The following is a 19,096-nucleotide window of genomic DNA, read 5'->3' on the forward strand; positions in this document are numbered from 1 at the left end:
TCAAACCCTGTGCTGCAAAAAAGCGCATGCTGTGTCAGGTGGCGCGATTTCGATAACGGATGGTGATTCCCGCGATGGACTTCAAAGACTATTACAAGATTCTCGGCGTGGAGCCGACCGCAGACGACAAGGCGATCAAGGCCGCCTATCGAAAGCTGGCTCGCAAGTACCACCCCGACGTCAGCAAGGAAAAGGACGCCGAGGCCAAGTTCAAGGATGCCTCCGAGGCCTATGAAGCGTTGAAAAGCGCCGACAAACGCGCCGAATACGACGACTTGCGCCGCTATGGCCAGCATGGTCAACCGTTCCAGGGGCCACCGGGCTGGCAAAGCCGTGGCGGTTTCGGTGGCGGCGGTCAGGATACCGGCGATTTTTCGGACTTTTTCAGTTCGATCTTCGGTAACCGTGGCCCCGGCTTTGGTGGGGCAGAGTCGCGTCGCAGCAGCGGGCGTCGGGGGCAGGACGTGGAAATGGAACTGGCGATTTTCCTGGAGGAAACCCTCTCGAACGAATCGAAGAAGGTCACCTTCCAGGTGCCGCAGTACAACGCTGCCGGCCAGCATGTCAGCAATACCACTAAAAGCCTGAACGTGAAGATCCCCGCCGGTGTGACCGACGGTGAGCGTATTCGCCTCAAAGGCCAGGGCGCATCGGGCATCGGTGGCGGCACCAATGGCGACCTGTACCTGACCATCCGTTTCGCGCCGCACCCGAAATTCGATGTCGAAGGCGAAAACCTGATCATTACGCTGCCGCTGGCCCCCTGGGAACTGGCCCTGGGCACCGAAGTGGCGGTGCCGACCCTGACCGGCAAGATCAACCTCAAAGTGCCGGCCGGCAGCCAGAACGGCCAGCGCATGCGGGCCAAGGGCCATGGCCTGCTGAGCAAGGCGGGGGAACGTGGCTACCTGTTCGTGCAACTGAAGGCCGTCATGCCGAAAAAATCGGACGATGAGATCAAGGCCCTGTGGCAGGAACTGGCGAAGAAGGCCGCGTTCGACCCGAGAGAACATTTCTGATCCAAGACCCGGAGTAGCCCGATATGAGCAGCCCTCTGATCGTTCAACTGGACATGGCAGAATTCTGTGAGGCGACCGACCTGTCGGACGTCTACGTGATCGAAATCGTCGAGCACGGCATCCTCGAACCCCAGGGGGGCGCGCCCAAGGACTGGCGCTTCACCGATTACGAACTGACGCTGGCCAAGCGCGCCGCCAAGCTGCGGCGTGACCTGGAGCTGGAATGGGAAGGCGTCGCCCTGGCGCTGGATTTGCTCGAAGAGGTGCAGCAACTGCGGGCGGAGAACCGGATGTTGCGACAGCGGTTGGGGCGGTTGGTGGTGGAGTAAGTCGCCCTCGACAGCTCAATTCCAAGGCCTGTTGGATGCGACTCACTTGCGACCTCAAGCACTCGATTGCCATTGTTGATGGACAACGCATTCAGCGTTGACTTCCTTCGCGTCTCATTACTCTTGCCAGGTCGGATAAGGAGATTTTTTCGACACTGCTCTGTGTGGGGTTGCCATCACGGTCGTAACTCACGGAGTAGTAACGCGTGGCGCCATTTTTTAGCTTTCTTGGCTTGGGAACAGGGGCCAGAGCAGCTCGAGAGTCTTCACGCGTCCCGATGTTTTGTTTCGGGGCGGCCAGGCCCTGATGCCGGTTAGGGCTAAGGATGCCCGCTTGGTCACCGGTATCGTTAAAGCGGGGTGTCTGCTTCTTGGGCGGAATCGGGGGAGGCATTCGATTCGAATGTCCGATGTCCACTGTGTCAGTGGTTACAACCGTATTGGTCGTTCTGGTGAGTGCCGGTATGGTTTTGTAGGTGGGCAGGATCTCTGTGTGGTCAAAGGCGGGATTGATTATCCCTGTCCCTGTCCCTGTCCCTGATGCGGTGGAGTTGGCTGTGGCTGCGGCAGGGACGATCGGCCTTAAGCTGGAGGTGCTGGATGATCTTGCAATCCCTCTCCGTAAACCCAAAATACTCCGGAGCCCCATATGCCCCGTCGGATCCGAAAAATTCACCGGATCCCCCGCGCAATACATATACGCATTCAAACCACCCTTCCCAAACGGACTCCAACTGTCCGGGCTATGAAAACGCATCAGCCGCGGGTTGTAGACCCGATAGCCATTGCCCGGGATATACCAGTCGAATGCCTCGCGCAACTGGCCATTGAATCCCAGGCGCGGGACCTCCTCATGCTCGGCGGATTGAAAACCAAAGGCGGAATACGCCATGCGATTGATTCTGTCGCTACTGATATCGGCGAGTACCGAGTTTTTGCTGTCGCTGGCCAACAAAAGGGTGCGCAACAGGCGCAAGGGGTGATCATTGTTTACCGAGCCGGTCATGGGAGGTCTGCCCTGGAGGTTGGATACGTACGCCCAGTTGTACTCGGACGGCGAAAAACCGGGAACTATCAGAACTGATAGTCAGCGCGCAGAACCGGATGTTGCGCCAACGGTCGGGGCGGTGAGTCGTTGTTTGATCAACACACCGGTCATCACGTCTTCAAACCATTCTGGGCAGCACCACGGTAAACAGTGTGCCGTCCTCTTCATTCGAGCTGACTTCAATCGTCCCCTGGTGGGCGGTGACCACCTCCTTGACGATAAACAACCCCAATCCCAGGCTGGTTGAAGGCTGGCCCAGTTCTTCGTCGGCACTGCGTACCAGCGGATCGAAAATGGTGGCGATGGCGTCCTCGGGAATCGGTGTGCCGTGGTTGTGTACCCTGAGCTGAACCGTTTCCGGCTCGCCCTTGAGGGTCACCGTCACCTCGCCTTTGTTCGAACCATGCTGCAAGGCGTTGCCGATCAGGTTCTGCAACAATTGGTCGATGCGCCCCGCGTCCCAGACACCCCGTACGTCGCCCAGTACTTCCAGCGTCGGATCGCACTCCGGATTGCCCGCACAGGCTTCGGCAATCGCCGCGTGTGCAGCTTCGGCCAGGTCCATGGGCGCAGGTTCGATCGGCAGAGTCCTGCCCAGACGACTGCGTACCAGTTCCAGCAGGTCGCTGACCATCGCGGCCATGTGCCGCGCCCCTTGCTTGATGTTGATGGCGCACGTCAGAGCGTCGCCTTCCAGTGTGGTTTTGCGCAGCAGCAGTTCGGTAGACATGCTCACCGCTTGCAGCGGCGCGCGCAGGTCGTGGCCGAGAATCGCCAGAAAGATATCCCGCGAACGATTGACCTGCTCGGCATAGGCCGCGGTGGACTCGGCCAGTGCTTCGTCGATGGCTTCATTGAAGCGAATCATGTCCTGGAAGTAGGCCAGGTCGGGGCTGTCCAGGCTGCCGATCCACAGACGAATCACACTGGCGCGCAAATGGCGAAATTCACTGGTCATCTGCACCAGATCAAAACCCACGTTGTGGCGCAATTCGCCGTGACTGGCGCCGGCCTCATCCAGGCTTGGGGTCTTTTCCGGCCCTTCGCCACGGGCTTTGGCCGCCTGTTCGCTGGGGGTTTGAGGCTTTGTCATGTCCCTGGCCGCTGCCAGCAGGATCGACTTCGCATGGTCGCGCAGCGAGGCACTATCCATCGAATGTGCGGCCGGGGTGATGGTTTTGGCGAATTGCTCCCACTCATCGACGATGCGATTAACGTTCAAGGTGATGAATTCGGAAAGACGCATGGCGGTTACCTGAGCATGAATCGAGGTCAGCGATTCGAATAGTAGTCTCTTTGACGGGAAAAATACGACCGCTGGTGCGACGGCATGACCAGAAGCATTTGTGGCGGTACATACCTATCGATGGCTCTTTGATTTTCGAACTATGCGCGCCTTTTCAGAGGGGTGGCCCAACAGGAATTTGCTCTTTTTTTTCACGCGCCGGTGAATAAACCTGTGGCTTCCTATCCTGTCATCAAGGTGATTGAACAGTGTCTGATTTGCATGGAAGCAACTTGCGGGCAACGCCCGCGCAAAATAATGGGGTTTATTACAGTCGTGTACTCGACGTCATACCCGGCGCAATCAAAAAGGCCTCAATGTCGAGACTGAAAAGCCTTGAAACACTGAGACCAGAGACCCCCGAGTGGTATAGCGCTGCACGGGAAATAGACCGCCAATACTTGAAAGAACTGATCGAAGAACAGGCACGCATGCAAGGCGTGCTGGACAAGTCCCTGGGCGATTTGCAGCACGACATCAAGGCCTTCGCCGAACCTCTGCTCAGTGCGTCGATGCAGGCGAACTTCAATGGCGTGGAGAACATCGACGCCTTGAGTGCGCAGCTTGAAGTGCCCAGCAAAATTGCCTTCGTCATTGATACCGGGGCCAGTCGCGTGCGGCAGTCCACGTTGCTGGAGGCGGCGCTGCACAACTTCGAGGAATCGGAAACCGCTGAAGACGCCTGGCGCAGCAGCTCCGGTATCTATCGCAAGGACGAGCGCGGCGCACTTGCGCTTGAGCCTGGGGTCTCCTTGCCCGGGTTTGCATCGATGTGCCGCCGCCTCGACATTGGCGGGCAGTACCAGCGGCACATCAAATCCATCCTGCTGCCTGCGACACCCGAAGCCCGGCGCGCCTTGCAGGACGAATCGGTGGCCAGTGAAAAAGCCACGTTTCAGGTGGCGTCACTGATCGCCCGATTGAAGGGCGATATCAGCGACCATGCTTACGGCCAGCTCGGGCAACTGCACCAGAGCCAGGCCGATGCCACGCTGTACGACCGGCCGTTGCACTGCCATCGATTGTCGCTGATGGGCTTTCGGTTGACGGGCATCGTGCTGTTCAGCGCCATCAGCGATCCGTCGCAGATCAAGCAGGCGATCGACGCCTTGACCCCTGACTCAGTGAAGTTCTGGAGCGAGTGGTCGCAGCGCATCCCGGTACTGCCAGGCTCGGAGTACGAGCGGTTCAAGCTGCTGCAGGCGTTTTTCGCCAATGGTCCCCAGGGGCTCAACGATGAGTTGTTGCGCCGGGACGACATCTACCATCAGAGCCGTTTGTCCGGCCCCTTGATCGCCTATGTACCGGATGATCCGGAACATCCGCTCAGGGAATACCCGTCCCTGACCGCGTTCATGAAAACCCTGATCGGACAGCTGCGCGACTCGCAATACCAGGCCTTTTTCAGCCGGTTCGTGGCGCAAAAGGACAAGGGGCTGTTTTTCAGCCGGGTCAACGAACGCCTCAAAACGGTTACCTGGCAACAACGCGAGCCGCTGGACATGGGGCCGTGGTGGCGTGAAACGGCGGTCGAGAATCCCGATGCAGAACCCATCACCAACCAGATCACAGGCGATCTGTGGGCGACCCTGTTCATTGAACGCCGCGACAAGGCCATCGCCGATGCCCGACGCATCGCGGTGCCCACCGACGACGAGGACGCCAACGCCCGCTTCAAGCGCCTGACCAGTTACCTGGACATCGGCTGGAACCTCTTCAACTTTGCCGCGATGCTGGTGCCGGGTCTGGGCGAAGCGATGCTGGGCATCATGATTGCGCAGATGCTCGCCGAAGTGGCCGAGGGTATCGAAGACTGGAGCAAAGGTGACAAGGAAGAGGCCACTGCCTACTTCAATGGCGTACTGATCAACTTTGCACAGTTGGCGCTGATGGGCGCCGGCCATGGGGTGCCAGCCGGCCAGCTGACGCCGATCAAGGTCTCGCCCTTCGTCGAAGGGCTCAAGCCCGTGGAGGTCGCGGGCAAGCCGCGGTTGTGGAATCCGGACCTGACGCCGTATGAACAGTCGGTCACCTTGCCCAAGGAGGCCGTCGTCGGTGAAAAGGGCTTGTACCGGCATCAGGAGCAGGACCTGCTGCGCATCGATGACAAATGCTACGAAGTCAAACAGGACCCGAACACGGGCCAGCCTCGCCTGCAACACCCCTCCCGCGCTAACGCCTATCAGCCCTTGCTGGAGCATAACGGCGCGGGCCTGTGGAAGACTGAGCTCGATCAGCCGCTGGAATGGGATCGGCGCCAATTGCTCAAGCGTTTGGGCGCCTCGGTGGATGGCTTCACGGATCAAACCCTGGAGCAGATTCTGACCGCCAGTGGCGTTCACGAAAATGTGTTGCGCCGGCTGCACGTGGAACACGAAGCCGCACCGGCCCTGCTGACCGATACCCTCAAGCGCTTCAAGGCGTACGCCGAAGCCGAAGCGTGCGCAGATCAGATACTGGCCGGTCGAATCGGTCAGGATTGGGCCGATTATGCCGTGCGCTTCATGACTGAACTGCCGGGCTGGCCCGAGGGCAAGGCCATCGAAGTGTTCGAGGGGCCGGGCCTGTCGGGGGCGGTGATCAAGGAGGGCTATGCCGATGCGTTGCCGGCCGACACCTTGCAGCTGACCTGGCAGGATTTGCTGGGTGGTGCGCTGCCGGAACGGGTGGTCGGGTTCGTGGACGAACAGGCCCTTCGCGAAATGCTCGGGCAGTGGTTTGCCGGGGATGCGAAGGCGCGCACCAAGGCCTTGCGCGATCGCCTGGCCGATCAGGCGCGGGGCAGTAAAAAGCGTCTGTTCGACAAACTGTACGAGCGCCGGGAGCGTGCAGACGATGCCCGTGTGAGCTTGCTCAAGGGCGACGAGTCGTCGCTGTCGACCAGCGTGGCGCAAGCGCTGCTGGATCATGCAGACCCCTCGGACCTGAAACACCTGGCCGAGAAAAAACGCGTGCCCTTGAGGTTGTCCCAACAGGCTGGAGAAGCGGCGCACCAGTTGCGAGTGGCGCGCGCCTATGAGGGCCTGTACCTCGACGAACTGCACAACACCGACACCGAGCGCCTTGAGTTGCACTCTCTGGCGGCCCTGCCTGGCTGGCCTGCAGACCTGCGCCTGGAGATAAGGGACTATTCATTTTCAGGGCGGCTGCACGACAGTCTCGGCCCGGATGACGCGCCGATCCGCAAAGTGCTGATCCGGGGGGAGGATGGCCGGTATGAAGCACGGGACGCACTCAATCAACACCTGCACGGTGCTGACTCGCTTTATGCCGCCGTATTGCACGCCTTACCCGACCCACAGCGCATCGCCCTGGGTTATGAAATCCATGACGCGGCAGGGCTTGAGCGCGCGGTGAAGGCACAGCCTTTGGATCGAGCCATGTTGGAGCCGATCCTGCGGGACAACCCGCTGCTCAAACCGTCCTACGACCCGAACGTCATGCGCTTGCGCGGTGGCATGCCGGGTTATGCGCAGGTCCCGCGCGGCATGGGATTGCGGCGCCGGGCGCGCTCGTTGTATCCGGGCTTTAGCCAGGACGAAATCGAAACACTGTTGACCGAGTTCACTCAGAACGGTGGTTCGCCCCATGATCGCCTGACTGCGCTGGAGGCCGAGTTCGATCGGTTGAACCGGACGATGCAAAACTGGATGAACTCACCAACGGCGTCCTTCCGTTTCACGCCGTCAGGGATTGCCGAAATGCGCGCCCGCGAGCGTTTCTACAAGGCGATCCGGCAATGCTGGCAGCGCACCGGACCCGAGGGCGTGCAAGTGACGGGGGCGGTGCGCCCGCAATGGCTGCAGCTCGACGATTTTCCTTTGATCCGTCGGATCCTTGAGACGCTGCCGAAACTGGAGGCCAACTTCGATCACGTCACCAGCCTGAGCCTGCGTAGCGGCGAGTTGCGCAACGAGCACCTGGGGTTTCTCGCCTCGTTTCGCCGGGTGCGTTATCTCAACCTGCAAGACAACCTGCTGACCGCCGTTCCCGAGGCCATCAGCGAGATGAGTCATCTCACCGACCTGTCCTTCAATGAAAATCGTATCGAACTGGATGCATTGGCGGTGGATCGCCTGAAAAGGCTGGTGCATCTGCGGTCGCTGGGCTTGCGGGGCAACCCGTTGAAGCTCACGCCAAACATCAGTCGGATGCCGCAATTGCAGGTCATCTTGCTCAATGAAACAGGCCTGGACAGTTGGCCCGTCGGACTGTTTTCCCAGTCGCGGCCGCGCAGTATTTACCTCGACCTGCGACACAACCCGATCACCCGGATCCCGGAGGTCGCACCCGGTTCGTTTCGCGCCGAACTGCTGGCGCGCACCTTGATCAGCCGTGAGCCGCGCTGGATTTCGCCGGATAACCTCGCCACCCTCAAGTCCTACATCGAGTCAGTGGGCATGGACCCTGACCGACCGTACCCGCCGCGCGGCACGCTCGACAGCGCCGACTGGTGGATGGGCATGACCGAACGGCAATGGCAGGAAAAACAGGAATTCTGGAACGAGGTCGAGGATGAGTTCGACTCGGTGCCGTTCTTCAATGAAATCCGCAAACTCACTCAATCGGCCGACTTCACGGCGGGCGATGCCTACAAGACGGACCTGACCGCCAAGGTCTGGCGCATGCTCGAAGCCATGGCCAAGGACAGCGAGCTGCGGGTCAAACTGTTCAACGAGGCCGCAACACCCACCGAATGTGTGGACGGCGGTACGCAACTGTTCAACGCCATGGGCCTGCAGGTGCTGATTCATGAGGCCTACGCCCTGGGCAGCGCGGACCTGATCGAAACTCGGCTGCTGGAGTTGGCCCAGGGCAAGTCGCGGCTCGACGAGCTCGGCGCCATCGCCCGCCAACGGGTGGCGTCACGACTGGCGGCTGGGGAGCGGTTCCGGCGACTCGACGACCAGGGCAATGTCACGGGCACTATCGATGAAGTGGAAGTGCACCTGGCGTACATGACGGATCTGGCCCAGCGCCTGGATTTGCCGTGGCAGGCCCGGGGCATGCAGTTCCGCAAGATCGCCGGTGTGACCAAGGAGATGATCGACGCGGCGTTCCGGCGAATCGTGGCGCTGGAGGAGGGGGACTTGCTCACGGACCGAATCCTTGAACAGCCTCTGTGGAAAACCTGGCTGGAGTCTTCCAGCGGTGGTGAACTGGACAGTTTGAAGCGACAGATCGACGCGACCACGGAGTTGCAGGATGTGCTGCAGCGTCGGTCAGAGACTGTGGAACCGGCCGCCAGGGCGGACCTGGACGTGGAGATCAAGGCGCTTTGCCGTGAGTTGAACCGCGACGAAAACGCCTTCAGCGAAGGGCAGGTCATGAGCGATGAGGACTACATCAAGGCGTTGACCGACATCGACCGGCAGATCCGGCAAACGTTGAAATCGATCACTCAACAAGCGATCGAACGTGCCCGATTACCGCGGCTTGAGCTTGAGCCCGCTCAATAACCGCGAACCAGAACGTTCATTCAAGAGGTAGAACGAGCAATCAGTAACCTGTGGCGAGCGAGCCTGCTCCGGGCGGCGATCCGACAAGCTCCCTCGCCACAGATACGGTGCTCGTTCTGAACGGACAGCGCTTTTTCGGGTTCACGCGCGATTATCCAGTACCCGATTCACCGCCAGCTCACTGAGCATGATCACTTGCTGAAGCGCCAGCATGGCGTTGCGGTTCGCACCGTCCAGCATCCCTGCAAATTCACTCGCCATCACACTCGCCGACGCCAATGACTCGCAGGCATGGGCCAACAGCGTTTCGTTGTCGACGTCCGGTGCAACGACAAAAATGGTGCGGGGCGTACGCGTGGCGGCCGTCACCGGGATGTCGGGTTTGAGGTAATAGTCCAGTGCGCGGTCGACGGCGGGGTGTAGCTTTCTTGCCGGCGTGCAGAGGTGCGCATCGGTGTTTTGAGGGGCTGATCCAGCGGGTGTGTCGGTGGCATTGGGCATGGTGAGTCTCCGTGAAAGGTCTGGAGTGGCCACGCTACCCCTCTGACTTCCGACGGCCAACCCTAAAAAGACGTCGGATGCTTCCTCGATTTTTCAAGAGTTTTCATCATTTCTAAACGTTTCTTTTCCGTCGGTTAAACGGTGCTCGATGGGTTTGTTTAAGCGCTGTCAGCATGCCTTCATTCGGGCTACAAAAGCTTGTGCCGTTGCCTACAGTTGCGCCAGAATCCGCCGGCTTGTGCGCCTTGGTGCGGATCTCTATTGTTTTGCGGCCACTGCCCATCAGTGGTCGGGATTAGCAGCCCGTTGATGTCAAGACGCACACTGCCTCTGTCAGTCAGGTATCCCATCCCTGCACTTGATGGTGGCTGTGCGCAGGGCGCTTCGGCGCGCCGATTTCTTGGCTCATCGGTCTGCTAACCTGCGCGCAGCTGCCTCCCTTGCCAATGCCTCGGATGACCTGCTGTCCATCAGCGCCATTGCCGCGATCATCGCCCGGCAACAAGGCCGGGCCAGCTGACGCATCCGGCAGAAAAAGAAAACCCGATGGCGGTCACCCACCTCGGGTTTTTATTGGGCGAGCCGCTCACCTTCAGAACAGGAAATACCGCTGCGCCATCGGCAACACATCCGCCGGTTCACACCACAACAACACGCCGTCGGCCTTGACCTGATAGGTCTGCGGGTCGACGTCGATGTTCGGCAGGTAGTCGTTGTGGATCAGGTCGGTTTTCTGCACCTGGCGACAGCCTTTGACCACGGCGATTTTTTTCTTCAGGCCCAGGGCTTCGGGCAGGCCGGCGGCCTGTGCGGCCTGGCTGATGAAGGTCATGCTGGTGGCGTGCAACGAGCCGCCGTAGCTTGCGAACATCGGGCGGTAGTGCACCGGTTGCGGCGTCGGAATCGAAGCGTTGGCGTCACCCATCAGGCTGGCCGCGATGGCGCCGCCCTTGAGGATCAGCGTCGGTTTGACCCCGAAGAACGCCGGACGCCAGAGCACCAGGTCCGCCCATTTGCCGACTTCCACCGAGCCCACTTCATGGCTGATGCCATGGGTGATCGCCGGGTTGATGGTGTATTTGGCGATGTAGCGCTTGGCGCGGAAGTTGTCGTTGCCTTCACCGTCGCCGGGCAGCGGGCCGCGCTGTTTTTTCATCTTGTCGGCGGTTTGCCAGGTGCGGGTGATGACTTCGCCGACCCGGCCCATGGCCTGGCTGTCGGAGCTGATCATCGAGAATGCACCCAGGTCGTGGAGGATGTCTTCGGCGGCAATCGTCTCGCGGCGGATGCGGCTTTCGGCGAAGGCCACGTCTTCGGCAATGCTCGGGTCCAGGTGATGGCAGACCATCAGCATGTCGAGGTGTTCGTCGATGGTGTTGCGGGTGAACGGCCGGGTCGGGTTGGTGGAGCTCGGCAGCACGTTGGCGAAACCACAGGCCTTGATGATATCCGGGGCATGGCCGCCGCCCGCGCCTTCGGTGTGGTAGGTGTGGATGGTGCGGCCCTTGAAGGCGGCGAGGGTGGTTTCGACGAAGCCGGATTCGTTGAGGGTGTCGGTGTGGATCGCCACCTGCACATCGTACTGGTCGGCAACGCTCAGGCAGTTGTCGATGCTCGCCGGCGTGGTGCCCCAATCCTCGTGCAGCTTGAGGCCGATGGCACCGGCCTTGACCTGCTCGATCAACGGCCCCGGCAGGCTGGCGTTGCCTTTGCCGGTCAGGCCGATGTTCATCGGGAAGGCATCGGCGGCTTGAAGCATCCGCGCCAGATGCCACGGGCCGGACGTGCAGGTGGTGGCATTGGTGCCGGTGGCCGGCCCGGTGCCGCCGCCGATCATGGTGGTGACGCCGCTCATCAGCGCTTCTTCGATCTGCTGCGGGCAGATGAAATGAATGTGTGTGTCGATGCCGCCGGCGGTGAGGATCATGCCTTCGCCGGCGATGACTTCGGTACCGGCGCCAATGGCGATGGTGACATCGGGCTGGACATCGGGGTTGCCGGCCTTGCCGATCGCGGCGATACGCCCGTCCTTGAGGCCGACGTCGGCCTTGACGATGCCCCAGTGGTCGATGATCAGCGCGTTGGTGATCAGGGTGTCGACGACGTCGGCGGCGAGCAGCTGGCTCTGGCCCTGGCCATCGCGGATCACTTTGCCGCCGCCGAACTTCACTTCTTCGCCGTAGGTGGTGAAGTCTTTTTCCACTTCGATCCACAGGTCGGTGTCGGCCAGGCGTACCTTGTCGCCGACGGTGGGGCCGAACATGTCGGCGTAGGCCTGACGGGAGATTTTCATTCGTTTGCCTTGTAAATGATGAGTGGCAACCTGCGATCCATTGTGGCGAGGGAGCTTGCTCCCGCTGGGCTGCGCAGCAGCCCTGAAGCCGTCAATCGGGTTTCGTCAGGCACACTGAATTGTTTGGCTTGGCGAGCGCTGCGCACTCGAGCGGGAGCAAGCTCCCTCGCCACAGGTGAACCTGTCAGTCGAGATCACCCATGATCCGCCCGGCAAAGCCGAACACCCGCCGATGCCCGGCCAGGTCGACCAGCTCGACTTCCCGGCTCTGCCCCGGCTCGAAGCGCACGGCGGTGCCGGCGGGAATGTTCAGGCGCATGCCACGACTGGCGGTGCGGTCGAAGGTCAGGGCGTCATTGGTTTCGAAAAAGTGGTAGTGCGAGCCGACCTGGATCGGCCGGTCGCCGCTATTGGCCACGGTCAGGCTCAGGGTGCGACGGCCAGCGTTGAGTTCGATGTCGCCGGGCTGGATCTGGTATTCACCGGGAATCATCAATGGGCTCCTTGGAGAATCTTGTAGTAGAGGGCGGTCGGCTTGTAGCGCCCGCTCGGGTCGCAGGCGTAGTCGGGGATTTCGCCGGCGCGGGTGTAGCCCAGGGCCTTGTAGAAATCTTCCGCCACGGAGCCGGCTTCGGTATCGAGGTAGAGCATGCCGCGCTTGTGCTGCAGGGCCGCTTGTTCCAGAGCGTTTATCAACTGTTGGCCCAGCCCCCGGCGCCGCGCGTGTTCGCGCACCAGCAGCTTTTGCACCTCGGCACGGTTCAGGCCGTTGGCTTTCTGGCACAGGATCAGTTGCACGCTGGCCTGCACTTGTTCGTCCTTGACCACCACCCACAGCAGCACATGGCCCTTGTTCAGGTTTTCCTGAACCTCATCGAAGTACGCGCGGGCCTGAGTCGCGTCCAGGTCGGCCATGAAACCGACGCTGGCGCCATAGCCCACGGCGTCGAGCAGCAGATCAATCAAACCCTGACGATAGTGCGCAAAGCTTTCAACATTGACGCGTCGCAGTTGGGCGGGGTTCATCGGGTATCACTCCTTGTTGGCGCTCGGTGGTTGCGCGCCAGGATTGAGGGTCAGTTGCATAAAGGTCAGGTCCAGCCAGCGACCGAATTTGGTGCCCACCTGAGGCATCTGCCCGGTGATCACGAAGCCGGTGCGCTCATGCAGGCGAATGGACGCAGCGTTGCCGCTTTCGATGGCGGCGACCATCACGTGTTTGCCGCATTCCCTGGCGCGTTCGATCAGTACCTCCATCAACCGTGGACCGAGGCCATGGCCGCGCTGGTCGCTGCGTACGTAAACCGAGTGTTCGACGGTGTGACGGAAGCCATCAAAAGGCCGCCAGTCGCCGAATGAAGCGTAGCCCAGCACGTGGTTTTCGGCGTTGACGATCACCAGGATCGGGTAGGCCTGGGATTGCCGGGCGCTGAACCAGGCCTGGCGATTGCCCAGGTCCACGGCCTGTTCGTTCCAGATGGCCGTGGTGTTGAGCACGGCGTCGTTGTAGATATCGCGGATGGCCGGCAGGTCGGCATGTACCGCATCGCGGATGTGGTAAGTCATGGCGTGGTCTCAGGCGATCGGTTGATGGACGGTGACCAGTTTGGTGCCGTCGGGGAAGGTCGCTTCGACCTGGATCTCCGGGATCATTTCCGGAATGCCTTCCATCACTTGCTCACGGCTGAGCAGGGTGGTGCCGTAGTGCATCAACTCGGCCACGGTCTGGCCATCGCGGGCACCTTCGAGCAGCGCGGCGGAGATGTAGGCCATGGCCTCCGGGTAATTGAGTTTTACGCCGCGGGCCAAACGCCGCTCGGCCACCAGGCCGGCGGTGAAGATCAGTAGCTTGTCTTTTTCGCGTGGGGTCAGGTCCATTGGTGCAATCCATCAGGGCAGATTAAAAAGGTATTCGGGTACATCAACACGACCCCGGTGGGAGCTGGCTTGCCAGCGATGGGGACCTCAAGGCCGGCAAAAGCTCCCACGGGGATCGGTGTTCAGGTGTTCCAGATTCGCGGTGGCATGGCTTCGCGGCCAAGCAGTGCCGGGCGCAGCAACCTCCACACATCAATCAGCCAGCCACGGGCCAGCAGCGCTTCGCTGGCCAGGCACCGGGCGACCAACAGCCCCGGCAATTGCGTCAGATCCCCGCGCACGGCATGGGGCAGCGAGCGGCAGCGTTCCAGCAAGTCACTCTCGATTTCCCCGGTCACCAACAGGGTGGCGAACACCGGTTGTCCGTCCAGGCCAATCGGTGAGTCGAGCAAACCATCAGCCCCGACAATGCGCTGGCGTTCGTGCCAGAGCAACTGGCCGTCGCGGCGGATATCCAGTTGCGCCTGAAAGTGTCCGAGGTCGAAACGTTCGCCGCTGGCCGGGCGACCCAGGGCCACGACGTCCCAGTAGAACAGCCGCGCATCGCCTTCAAGGTCGATGGCGGTGCTGAGCTCAGCCTGCGCCGCACTGAAGATGATCGTTTCCTGGGGCAACCATTCCAGTGTCGCACCGGCCGCCACCCGCAATGTCAATTGCTGATAAGCGGGGCCGGCGGCGCGATACCACTTGGCCGCGCCGGGACTGGTGATCTGCGCCCAGGCATCGCGTTCGACGCTGGCCGAAATCTCCAGCCGATCACCGCCGGCGATTCCACCGGGCGGGTGGACGATGATGTGTTGGCAGACTTCAGGTCCTTCGGCATACAAATGTTTTTGTACACGCAGCGGGCCCTTGTGGCGGCGCAGCACCGGGCGCGAGGTATCGCCGAACCGGGCGTAGGCCAATTCGAGCTCGGCGTGCCAACTGGGCGTGAACAAAAGAGAGGCAGGTAGATTCATGTTTTTTAATTATCGTTAGGACGCTACAGATTAGATCGTAACCAGACCGCGTACACCCTCGGCTTCCATATTTTCACCACGACCCTGTTGCACGATCTCGCCCCGCGACATCACCAGGTATTGATCGGCCAGTTCGGCGGCGAAGTCGTAGAACTGTTCCACCAGCAAAATCGCCATGTCGCCGCGGGCCGCGAGCTTCTTGATCACTGCACCGATTTCCTTGATCACCGACGGCTGGATGCCTTCGGTGGGCTCGTCGAGAATCAACAGGCGTGGGCGGCTGGCCAGCGCCCGGCCGATCGCGAGCTGCTGCTGTTGCCCGCCGGACAGATCACCGCCGCGTCGCTGCTTCATTTGCAGCAGCACCGGGAACAACTCGTAGATGAACGCTGGCACTTCTTTGGCTTCGGAGCCGGGAAAGCGCGAGAGACCCATCAGCAGGTTTTCTTCCACGGTCAGGCGCCCGAAAATCTCCCGGCCCTGGGGCACGTAGGCGATGCCGGCATGCACCCGTTGATGCGGCTTGAATGTGGTGATCGGCTTGCCTTCCCAATTCACCGCGCCCTCTTTGGCCGGCAGCAGGCCCATCAGGCACTTGAGCAGGGTGGTTTTGCCCACGCCGTTACGCCCGAGCAGGCAGGTGACCTCGCCGACCTTCACGTCAAACGTCAGGCCGCGCAGGATGTGGCTTCCGCCGTAGTACTGGTGCAGTTTTTCAACGTGCAACATTCGTTTGTTTCTCCTTGATCCCTGTGGGAGCGGGCTTGCCCGCGATGGCGGTGTGTCATTCAACAAAAGTGTCGGATGTTCCGGCCTCATCGCAGGCAAGCCAGCTCCCACAGGTTATGTATTTGCAGGCCTATCGACCGAGATACACCTCGATCACCCGCTCGTTATCCTGCACCTGCTCCAGTGAGCCTTCGGCCAGCACGCTGCCCTGGTGCAACACGGTGACGTGGTCGGCAATCGAGCCGACGAAGCCCATGTCGTGTTCCACCACCATCAGGGAATGCTTGCCGGCCAGGCGTTTGAACAGTTCGGCGGTAAATTCGGTTTCGGCGTCAGTCATGCCCGCCACCGGTTCGTCGAGCAGCAGCAGTTGCGGGTCCTGCATCAGCAACATGCCGATTTCCAGGAACTGCTTCTGGCCGTGAGAGAGCAAACCGGCGGGGCGATTGACCGACGTGGTCAGGCGGATGGTGTCGAGCACTTCGGCGATGCGATCCTTCTGCTCGCCATTGAGCCGCGCGCGCAGGCTGGCCCATACCGACTTGTCGGTTTTCTGCGCCAGTTCCAGGTTCTCGAACACGCTCAGTGCCTCGAACACCGTGGGCTTCTGGAACTTGCGACCAATGCCGGCCTGGGCGATCTGCACTTCGCTCATCTGCGTCAGGTCCAGGGTTTCGCCGAACCAGGCCTTGCCGTGGCTGGGACGGGTCTTGCCGGTGATCACGTCCATCAGCGTGGTCTTGCCCGCGCCGTTGGGGCCGATGATGCAGCGCAACTCGCCGACGCCGATGTACAGGTTCAGGTTGTTCAGTGCGCGGAAGCCATCGAAGCTGACGCTGATGTCTTCCAGGGTCAGGATGGTGCCGTGCCGGGTATTGAGGCCTTTGCCGGCGCGCTGGCCGAGGCCGATCGAGTCGCGGCTGGTGCCGGCGTCCTTGTTGGGCTCCACGGGGAAAAAGGCTGGCTCGAGCATGAATTCAGCCGTCGCAGTGACTCTCATTGTTCACCTCTTTTCTTCAGCAAACCGATCACGCCCTTGGGCAGGTACAGGGTCACGACGATGAACAGCGCGCCGAGGAAGAACAGCCAGTACTCAGGGAACGCCACGGTGAACCAGCTCTTCATGCCGTTGACCACGCCGGCACCGAGCAGCGGGCCGATCAGCGTGCCGCGACCACCCAGTGCCACCCAGACCGCCGCTTCGATGGAGTTGGTCGGCGACATTTCACTGGGGTTGATGATGCCCACTTGCGGCACGTACAACGCACCGGCCAGGCCACACAACACCGCGCTGAGCACCCACACGAACAGCTTGAAGCCCCGTGGATCGTAGCCGCAGAACATCAGGCGGTTTTCCGCATCGCGCAGTGCGGTCAGCACCCGGCCGAACTTGCTTTGCGCCAGGCGCCAGCCAATGAACAGGCTGGCTACCAGCAACAGCACCGTGGCGAAAAACAGCACGGCGCGGGTGCCCGGTTCGGTGATGCCGAAACCGAGGATCGTGCGGAAGTTGGTGAAGCCGTTGTTGCCGCCAAAACCGGTTTCGTTGCGGAAGAACAACAGCATGCCGGCGAAGGTCAGGGCCTGGGTCATGATCGAGAAATACACGCCCTTGATCCGCGAGCGGAAGGCGAAGAAACCGAACACCAGCGCCAGTAGCCCCGGCGCCAGCACCACCAGGCACAGGGTCCAGAGAAAGCTGCTGGTGCCGGTCCAGAACCAGGGCAGTTCGGTCCAGGACAGGAAGGTCATGAACGCCGGCAGGCCATCGCCCGAAGCCTGGCGCATCAGGTACATGCCCATCGCATAACCGCCCAGGGCGAAGAACAAGCCATGGCCGAGGGACAGCAACCCGGCGTAACCCCAGACCAGATCCAGCGCCAGGGCGACGATGGCGTAGCAGAGGATTTTGCCCACCAGGGTCAGCGTGTAGGCCGAGACGTGAAAGGCGCTGTCGGCAGACAACAGCGACAGCAGTGGCAATGCGAGTAGCAGCACGAGGATCACCGCACCCACGGCAATCGTGACGGTCGGGCCGGCTTTTTGTGTCGCGGTAACGAGCAGGGGCTGGTTCATCAGTCGATCACCCGTCCTTTGAGTGCGAAGAGGCCTTGCGGACGTTTCTGGATGAACAGAATGATCAGCGCGAGGATGAGGATCTTGCCGAGCACGGCACCGATCTGCGGTTCGAGAATCTTGTTGGCAATCCCTAAGCCAAACGCCGCCAGCACGCTGCCGGCCAGTTGCCCGACGCCGCCGAGCACCACCACCAGGAACGAGTCGATGATGTAGCTCTGGCCGAGGTCCGGGCCGACGTTGCCGATCTGGCTCAGGGCCACGCCACCGAGGCCGGCGATGCCCGAACCGAGGCCGAAGGCGAGCATGTCCACGCGCCCGGTGGGCACGCCGCAGCAGGCGGCCATGTTGCGGTTCTGGGTGACGGCGCGCACGTTCAGGCCCAGTCGGGTCTTGTTCAGCAGCAGCCAGGTCAGCACCACCACAAACAGCGCGAAGGCGATGATGACGATGCGGTTGTACGGCAGCACCAGATTGGGCAGCACTTGAATCCCGCCCGACAGCCAGGCCGGGTTGGCCACTTCGACGTTCTGCGCGCCGAACAGCAATCGCACCAGCTGAATCAGCATCAGGCTGATGCCCCAGGTGGCGAGCAGTGTTTCCAGTGGGCGGCCATAGAGGTGACGAATCACCGTGCGCTCCAGGGCCATGCCAATGGCCGCCGTGACGAAAAACGCCACCGGCAAGGCGATCAGCGGATAGAACTCGATGGCCTGCGGGGCGAAACGCTGGAACATCAACTGCACCACGTAGGTCGAGTACGCCCCGAGCATCAGCATCTCGCCGTGGGCCATGTTGATCACGCCGAGCAGGCCGAAAGTGATCGCCAGGCCCAGCGCGGCCAACAGCAGGATCGAGCCCAGTGACATGCCGCTGAAGGCCTGGCCGAGCAACTCGCCGACCAGCAGTTTGCGTTTGACTTGAGCCAGGCTGGTTTCGGCGGCGGTGCGCACGTTGGCATCGGTTTCGACGCCCGGTTCCAGCAAGCTTTCGAGGCGGGTGCGGGCCAGCGGATCGCCGGTTTCACCCAGCAGTCGCACTGCGGCGAGGCGCACGGCCGGGTCGGTGTCGACCAGTTGCAGATTGGCCAGGGCCAGGCTGAGGGCCGCGTGAACGGTTTCGTCCTTTTCGCCGGCCAGTTGCTGGTCGAGGAATTTCAGTTGCGCGGGTTTGGCGCTTTTTTGCAATTGCTGCGCGGCGGCCAGACGGAGTCTGGCGTCGGCGGCGAGCAGTTGATGGCTGGCCAGCGCGGTGTCGATCAGGCCCCGCAGACGGTTGTTCAGGCGCAGGGTTTTCGGCTGGCCATCGATAGTCAATTCACCTTGTTGCAGGGCGTTGATCAGTTCGATGCGGGCCGGATCGGGCTGCGCGGCCCAGGCTTCCAGCAGTTTGGCCTGTTGCACGGGATTGGCGGCGACGAAGTCTTCGGCGTCGCCGGCGTGGGTGGCCATGGGCAGCAGGAGTGCGATGGCGAGGATGAAGCGGTAAAGGGCAGTGGGCATAGAGAGTCGCCTTGACGC

General features: G+C 61.4%; 16 protein-coding genes. 3 read left to right on the forward strand and 13 right to left on the reverse strand.

The genetic code is table 11. From position 1 onward, the window contains the following. Window positions 1-74: 74 nt before the first annotated feature. Entirely contained in the window at window positions 75-1,019 is a 945-nt protein-coding gene (locus ACVWYU_RS19950) for a DnaJ C-terminal domain-containing protein (RefSeq protein WP_457373487.1), read from the forward strand. 23 nt (window positions 1,020-1,042) lie between these two features. Further along, window positions 1,043-1,348, forward strand: a complete 306-nt coding sequence (locus ACVWYU_RS19955; protein ID WP_090328616.1) for a chaperone modulator CbpM — start codon at window positions 1,043-1,045, stop codon at window positions 1,346-1,348. 91 nt (window positions 1,349-1,439) lie between these two features. On the opposite strand, the gene ACVWYU_RS19960 is transcribed toward ACVWYU_RS19955, so the two are convergent. Together ACVWYU_RS19960 and ACVWYU_RS19965 are read right to left on the reverse strand one after the other, a co-directional pair. Then, window positions 1,440-2,354, reverse strand: coding sequence for an RHS repeat-associated core domain-containing protein (locus tag ACVWYU_RS19960; RefSeq protein WP_457373488.1), 915 nt, complete (start codon window positions 2,352-2,354; stop codon window positions 1,440-1,442). A 160-nt stretch (window positions 2,355-2,514) separates the two neighbouring features. Beyond that, entirely contained in the window at window positions 2,515-3,642 is a 1,128-nt protein-coding gene (locus tag ACVWYU_RS19965) for a sensor histidine kinase (protein WP_457373489.1), read from the reverse strand. 440 nt (window positions 3,643-4,082) lie between these two features. Here ACVWYU_RS19965 and ACVWYU_RS19970 point away from each other — a divergent pair, with 440 nt between their 5' ends. Beyond that, entirely contained in the window at window positions 4,083-9,140 is a 5,058-nt protein-coding gene (locus ACVWYU_RS19970; protein WP_457373490.1) for an NEL-type E3 ubiquitin ligase domain-containing protein, read from the forward strand. A 141-nt stretch (window positions 9,141-9,281) separates the two neighbouring features. On the opposite strand, the gene ACVWYU_RS19975 is transcribed toward ACVWYU_RS19970, so the two are convergent. The 11 genes from ACVWYU_RS19975 to urtB form a co-directional block, all read right to left on the reverse strand. Continuing rightward, window positions 9,282-9,641 carry a DUF6124 family protein gene (locus ACVWYU_RS19975; RefSeq protein ID WP_248915341.1) on the reverse strand — a complete coding sequence of 120 codons (360 nt, stop codon included), beginning with the start codon at window positions 9,639-9,641 and terminating at the stop codon, window positions 9,282-9,284. Window positions 9,642-10,233: 592 nt separating this feature from the next. Beyond that, entirely contained in the window at window positions 10,234-11,934 is a 1,701-nt protein-coding gene (ureC, locus tag ACVWYU_RS19980; protein ID WP_457373491.1) for an urease subunit alpha, read from the reverse strand. Between the two features lie 184 nt (window positions 11,935-12,118). Next, the gene (locus ACVWYU_RS19985; protein ID WP_457373492.1) at window positions 12,119-12,427 is read right to left on the reverse strand and encodes an urease subunit beta; all 309 of its coding nucleotides are present in this window, start codon (window positions 12,425-12,427) and stop codon (window positions 12,119-12,121) included. Then, on the reverse strand, window positions 12,427-12,960 hold the full coding sequence (locus ACVWYU_RS19990; protein WP_457373493.1) for a GNAT family N-acetyltransferase: 534 nt from the start codon (window positions 12,958-12,960) through the stop codon (window positions 12,427-12,429). Before ACVWYU_RS19990 ends, ACVWYU_RS19985 begins: the two co-directional genes overlap by 1 nt. Before the next feature lie 6 nt (window positions 12,961-12,966). Continuing rightward, a complete protein-coding gene (locus tag ACVWYU_RS19995) occupies window positions 12,967-13,500 on the reverse strand; it encodes an N-acetyltransferase family protein (RefSeq protein ID WP_457373494.1) in 534 nt (177 codons plus the stop codon). A 9-nt stretch (window positions 13,501-13,509) separates the two neighbouring features. Then, window positions 13,510-13,812, reverse strand: coding sequence for an urease subunit gamma (gene ureA / locus ACVWYU_RS20000; RefSeq protein ID WP_007937143.1), 303 nt, complete (start codon window positions 13,810-13,812; stop codon window positions 13,510-13,512). 122 nt (window positions 13,813-13,934) lie between these two features. Next, complete coding sequence (locus ACVWYU_RS20005; RefSeq protein ID WP_390958447.1) at window positions 13,935-14,771, reverse strand: urease accessory protein UreD; 837 nt, start codon at window positions 14,769-14,771, stop codon at window positions 13,935-13,937. Window positions 14,772-14,801: 30 nt separating this feature from the next. Next, entirely contained in the window at window positions 14,802-15,500 is a 699-nt protein-coding gene (urtE, locus tag ACVWYU_RS20010; RefSeq protein WP_457373495.1) for an urea ABC transporter ATP-binding subunit UrtE, read from the reverse strand. 130 nt (window positions 15,501-15,630) lie between these two features. Then, window positions 15,631-16,500: an urea ABC transporter ATP-binding protein UrtD gene (gene urtD / locus ACVWYU_RS20015; RefSeq protein WP_090328634.1), complete on the reverse strand. Its 870-nt coding sequence runs from the start codon at window positions 16,498-16,500 to the stop codon at window positions 15,631-15,633. Continuing rightward, entirely contained in the window at window positions 16,497-17,576 is a 1,080-nt protein-coding gene (gene urtC, locus ACVWYU_RS20020; RefSeq protein ID WP_248915348.1) for an urea ABC transporter permease subunit UrtC, read from the reverse strand. The genes urtD and urtC overlap by 4 nt, the downstream gene beginning before the upstream one ends. After that, window positions 17,576-19,078 (reverse strand): urea ABC transporter permease subunit UrtB, encoded by a 1,503-nt coding sequence (gene urtB / locus ACVWYU_RS20025; protein WP_457373496.1) that lies wholly within the window; start codon window positions 19,076-19,078, stop codon window positions 17,576-17,578. The genes urtC and urtB overlap by 1 nt, the downstream gene beginning before the upstream one ends. Window positions 19,079-19,096 lie beyond the last annotated feature (18 nt).

The organism is Pseudomonas sp. TE12234, assembly GCF_054061835.1.